This window comes from Cupriavidus sp. 05N40 (assembly GCF_056397305.1).
Genome location: NZ_JBFTND010000322.1, coordinates 1 through 5,259 on the forward strand (window position 1 = coordinate 1; position 5,259 = coordinate 5,259).

The following is a 5,259-nucleotide window of genomic DNA, read 5'->3' on the forward strand; positions in this document are numbered from 1 at the left end:
GGACTGGACCTTGTTCACGCGCACCGGCATCGGCCACCTGATCAGAAAGTCGAGGCTATGAATACATCTTTCGACTACAATGATGTCAGTCGACAAAAAGAGAAGTATTGTGCCCACAGCATACTCGTACATACGGTTCTCCACCCCAGAGCAAAAGAAGGGCGATTCGTTGCGTCGTCAGATGGCGCTTTCTGAGAAGTACGCTGCCGACCACGGCCTGACGCTCGACACATCGCTTAATCTGCATGATCTTGGCGTATCCGCATTTGATAGGTCGAATATCGAACGTGGCGAGTTAGGGGCTTTCTTGACCGCCGTGGAGGAAGGTTATGTAGCGGCTGGGTCCTATCTGCTGGTTGAGTCGCTTGACCGGCTGTCCCGCGACAAGGTTCGCGCCGCACTGACGCTCTTTATGTCGATCTTGGAGAAGGGAATTACGATTGTCACGCTGGCCGATGGGCGGGTCTATGATCCCGGCAAACAAGATGTGTCTGACCTGATCATCTCCATAACGATCATGGCGCGGGCACACGATGAATCTCTGATGAAAAGTCATCGGATAAGGGCGGCGTGGAGTAATAAGCGTGAGCTTATTTCCGAAAAGAAGCTGACGGCGCAGTGTCCAAAATGGATGCGACTGAGTGATGATAAGTGTACATTTGAGTTCATCCCGGATCGCGTTGAAATTGTACGAGAAATCGTCCGGTCGGCGAAAAACGGGATGGGGCAGTCACAAATCGCCAAAATCCTGAATGCCCGGTCGGTTCCGCCATTTTCAAATCATGGAAACGGCTGGCATTCAAGCTATATTCAGAAGATTCTCACTTCGCCTGCATTATATGGGGAGTTTCAACCGGCAGTTTTTGAAGGTGGGAAGGCTGTACCCCACGGCGATCCGGTTGTGGACTATTATCCGGCGCTTATTTCGAAGCAAGATTTCTACTTCTTGCAAAGTCTTCGATCGCAAAACGCTTTCGGCGGAGGTAAGGCTAGGAAGGGCGCTGATGTACCGAATCTATTAAGCGGCGTGGTTAAGTGTGGGTACTGCAATAGTACGATGGTTCTGGCGGGAGCGGCTGCGAAACGAGTCAAGAATGACGATGGAAGTGAAACCAAGAGACCGTCAAAGAAAGTGCTTGTATGTGACGGTGCGCGACGTGGATTAGGCTGCTATGCCGTCCAGTGGGGTTATAAGGAATTCGAAACTAGTTTCTTGTCATTCTGTCGCGGGCTTGAATTGGGGCAGATTTTGGCAGTTGCAGAACCTGCGAAAGCGAAGGACCGTGCACTTTCGATTGAGGAGCAATTGCAGGCTGTGAAGGCAGAAATTGAGGAAAATCGCCACCAATCGAAAAATCTAACCGATGCCATCGCCGTTGGGAAGGCACCTGCCGTTATCCTTGATAGGATTCGTATCTTGGAAGATGAATTAGATCGGCTGAATGAATCGGAAAAGAAACTTGATGCGGAACTGAATATCATCGCAGACGCGAAACGCGATTTTGAGTTGGCCGGTGAAACGATCCGTGATTTAATTTCCCGGATGGAATCATTGGATGGCGAAGCCTTGTTTGCTGTTCGTGTTGCGCTGGCTGCACAAATTAGGCGAGTGATTGAAGTCGTGAAAGTATATCCGGCAGGTAGCCTAAAGACACCGGAACAGATCGAACGTATAAGGGCGGGGCTGATCGAAAGTGGGTTTGATGAAGCGAGTATCGAAAGTCACATGCTGACGTATCAAACCTCTCCCAGAAAGCAAGGGAGAGGGGGGCGGGGACGTTATGCATCGCGCAGGGATATAGACAGGCATTTCCTGATCCAAACCAAGAAAGGCGGGTACAGTGTCGTTAGTCCAACCTTCGATGATCCTTCAGTAGCAGTCATTGAATTGGGAACGTGGGACTGATATTGGTAGCGGCGGTATCGGGACATCGCAGCCTGACCATGTTGAAACGGTACTACCATCCGTCTGCTGCCGATCTGGCGAAGACGATAGGTTGACCGGACAGGGCATCCATGACTGAAGGCCATCTGGAAGTCGATCTCCTTCCAGATCAACCGGGCTGTCCGGGCTAATATTGGGGTACCGAATATCCATAGGCTACCCCAATGATCAGATGCCTTCCGTATGAACCAGTGCCAGACGATCAGGTGATATGGCACTACACGGATTTTTCGAAGTTCTTCGGCATGCTGGAAAGCAAGCAACTGCACTTCACGACTGCCTTGGAATTGCGCAAGAAGGAGCCGTATGAACTGCGGGTTCCGGTGTCCCGTGTAGCTGGTGTTATCGCCGAGACGACGCGGCAGCTAGATTCGATCACCGGCCTCGAACCAGATGTCCGTGCCCGCATACTGGCTGACGTTGCCGACGATACCAAGCACCTACACCACTTCGCAGTCAGTTGCTGGCATAGAAGCGACATGGAATCCTATGCGATGTGGAAGGCGTTCACCAACGGCAACGATGGGATAGCCATCAAGACAACCGTTGGGCGGCTGAAGCAGGCATTGCGGGCATGCCATGACCAACTTTTCCACGACGGCAATGTCCGATACATTGACTACAGCCGCGACGACTTCCAGCCTAATGGCTATAGCAGTGGGTTCGAACACCTCTTCCATAAGGCGCGGTTCTACGAACACGAACGAGAGTATCGGTTGGTAGTTGGTCTCAAACTGCCGGTTGGCAAGACCTTCAACAGCTATAAGGAAATGCTGGAAGACCCAATCACGGACGGTTCGCGACGCGTAGACATCGACATTGCTGAACTGATCGAAGGCATCGTCGTCTGCCCATATGCGGCAGGTTGGTTCAAGCCGACCGTCGAAGCGTATCTAGGGCGCTCATATCCAGCGATAAATGTGACACATTCGGCTGTTTTGAGTTATCCCGGCGTGGCTTGACAGCAGTATTCTGCCTTGATAGGATCACTTCGCCCCGATTTGAAGATCAGCTTGCGGGGGCGTTAAAAATGCAGCTAAAGCGTGGGAGACCCGTTTAGCTTTTTGCAAGCTGAACGGGTTTTTTCGTTTTACGTCGCGGAGTTATGACTACTTGCAGCGCGACTCACAAATGCTTGCTAAAGGGTCGCCATGCCTCTCTACCCCGAAGGCCGGTGATCGCCGGAATCATCGGGGCACGGAGATGCAAATGGCACAGCCGATATTGGGTGTTCTGCCTTCCTTGGACAGACTGTTCGAGAACTTCCAGTTCCAACGGGATACGCCGCCACCAGACCACGTCCTGCTAACCGGACTGCCCGGCACTGTCCGCACCAGTTCCTTCCTCTTCACCAAGCCACGTAATGAAGTGCGGGATGCCGTAGCTGCGCGCTGCACGAACGGTGCCATTGGCGGATTTCGTGTGATCCGTTCGGCGCACTGGATGAAGCAAAGTCTGCTTCCGGTGTACGCATACGACCTGCCGCACATCGCCAGTTTCCTCGTTGCCCTTGTTCCATATGCCGAGCATGGGCGGTTCGAAAACCGTGTGGGAGACTGATCATGAAACCTCGTTTCTCCGACTATCCCATCGGCAAGCTGCTTCTGGACGTGATGGCCCGGTCAGGATTGGCCCCGAAGGATTTCTTTGCTGAACTTGGCTATTCAAATTTCAGCAAGGTCATGGCATCCCTTGATGGCTGGCTTGAGTGGGGTGAAGGCAACGCGTTGCTGCTGGATAGGATTCAAGCCAGCCGGTTCGCCGTGGGCAGTGACCAACTCGCTGTGGTGATGGCCGCCAACGATGTACAGATGCAGCAAAGGCGTGCGGACGAAGCCAAACGTGAGGAAGATGAAGTAAGGAAATGCTTCCACCCTTTCATCGAAGTGATCCCTGAACTTTCCCGCCCGACCCAGATAACCCTGTATTGCGTCACAGGTGGAAACGGTCGCTTCAACACCCGCCTGCCAGACGATATATCGACATGGTCTTGGGAAGATCAACTGACCTACGTGAAAAAGATCGTGAAGGAGAACTTCGCAAAACACGAAGGCCGAACGTTCTTCAGGGGTCTTATCAAGGGCTACCTGTACCATCCCACATTCGATGATGAACCAATCCGGCTGACCATCACTGGTGATGTTGATACATCGGACAAGCCTGATGCAAATACCGGGTGTACCTATCTCATGATGAACAAACATTGCCTATTTTTTGAGCAGGGCACCGGAAGTCCATCAAAAAAATGATCTTGTGCGTCTAGTCCCGATGCGGAAGAACTTCCGGTCCTCGATGATAGAAACGCGGAACCCGATGCCGTTCTCGGTGCGTAGCCAGATGCCGTCAGGCTGGACCTTGTGAGGAACCAAGCCGCTGTCGCGGATGTGGGCTTCAAGGGCGTCGATGGCGATGTCGGATTCAGCGAAGATTTTCGTCAAATAGGTTCTCCATCCGTAGACTCCGCTGGTCTTGGTTGAACGACCGGGACGACATCCGGCGTACTGTCGTCCCGCTATGACAGCCTCGTGGGCTTAGTCGTTAGCCGGTCCGATGAACTTCTTGCCGAACGTAGTCAGATGCACATCTTTGCCAAGGTTGTACTTCCGCGACTCTGCCGGGTGAATACCATCGAATTCGTCAACTTGGATGATGCCGTCGATGTCCGTGTAGTTCCAGTTTGCATTCATGCCCTTCGCGGTCGTGCTGGCCTCATATTCGCAGCCATCACATGAACGCTTGTCCGTCAGCGTGATGCGTTCGCTGCCATCCTTGATGGTGCCGATGACGTGTGCGTTCGCTGCCGTCGCGCCAGCAGCCAGCAACAAACCAATAATCAATTGAGCTTTCATAGACTTCTCCGGTTGTCAGTGGTCGAATAATGAAGAACCGCCGATGAACGGCGGTCGGGTCTAGTCTTGGAACGGCGTCACATCGTGGACAGGGCTTGGATGCGGGCTTCGGTCGTCTTCAGAAGACAGGCCGCATCACCGCAGGCATTGCGTTGCTGCTTGATCCATGCCACCTGATCGGCCTTGGCCGCACTTGGATCGGCGGATTTCGACTTGGCGGCGGCGTATGCGGCTGCAAGGCGCCGGTCAGCGTCGGCGGTTTCCGGGGTCGAACAGATCAGCTTCTCGATCTTGGACGACGCCTTCCCGCAGTCAAAGCTGGCTGCAATTGCGGGCGTCGATGCTTCCGGCTGTGCTGTCGGTGCCTGCGGTGCCGGTTGCGGTGCTGCCGCTGCTGTTGCTGGTGCAGTTTCGACAGCGGACTTCCCTTCGGACTGAGGTACCGGCGACGGTGCCGCCTCAGCC

General features: G+C 53.6%; 7 protein-coding genes and 1 riboswitch. Of the genes, 4 read left to right on the forward strand and 3 right to left on the reverse strand.

Annotated elements, in window-relative coordinates; genetic code table 11:
• Positions 1–79 precede the first annotated feature (79 nt).
• The 4 genes from AC1DO7_RS39015 to AC1DO7_RS39030 all read left to right on the forward strand — a co-directional run bounded on the left by AC1DO7_RS39015 (position 80) and on the right by AC1DO7_RS39030 (position 4,194).
• Positions 80–1,906, forward strand: a complete 1,827-nt coding sequence (locus AC1DO7_RS39015; RefSeq protein WP_477117400.1) for a recombinase family protein — start codon at positions 80–82, stop codon at positions 1,904–1,906.
• A gap of 284 nt (positions 1,907–2,190) precedes the next feature.
• Positions 2,191–2,907, forward strand: coding sequence for a DUF2971 domain-containing protein (locus tag AC1DO7_RS39020; RefSeq protein ID WP_477117401.1), 717 nt, complete (start codon positions 2,191–2,193; stop codon positions 2,905–2,907).
• Positions 2,908–2,928: 21 nt separating this feature from the next.
• Positions 2,929–3,002, forward strand: a riboswitch (SAM riboswitch).
• Between the two features lie 152 nt (positions 3,003–3,154).
• Positions 3,155–3,505 (forward strand): hypothetical protein, encoded by a 351-nt coding sequence (locus tag AC1DO7_RS39025; RefSeq protein WP_477117402.1) that lies wholly within the window; start codon positions 3,155–3,157, stop codon positions 3,503–3,505.
• 2 nt (positions 3,506–3,507) lie between these two features.
• Positions 3,508–4,194, forward strand: a complete 687-nt coding sequence (locus AC1DO7_RS39030; protein ID WP_477117403.1) for a hypothetical protein — start codon at positions 3,508–3,510, stop codon at positions 4,192–4,194.
• Here the strand turns inward: AC1DO7_RS39030 and AC1DO7_RS39035 are convergent.
• The 3 genes from AC1DO7_RS39035 to AC1DO7_RS39045 form a co-directional block, all read right to left on the reverse strand.
• Positions 4,183–4,383: a hypothetical protein gene (locus AC1DO7_RS39035; RefSeq protein WP_477117404.1), complete on the reverse strand. Its 201-nt coding sequence runs from the start codon at positions 4,381–4,383 to the stop codon at positions 4,183–4,185. The genes AC1DO7_RS39030 and AC1DO7_RS39035 overlap by 12 nt on opposite strands.
• Before the next feature lie 93 nt (positions 4,384–4,476).
• Complete coding sequence (locus AC1DO7_RS39040; protein WP_477117405.1) at positions 4,477–4,794, reverse strand: hypothetical protein; 318 nt, start codon at positions 4,792–4,794, stop codon at positions 4,477–4,479.
• Between the two features lie 77 nt (positions 4,795–4,871).
• A partial coding sequence (locus AC1DO7_RS39045; protein WP_477117406.1) for a lysozyme inhibitor LprI family protein occupies positions 4,872–5,259 on the reverse strand: 388 nt, incomplete at its 5' end.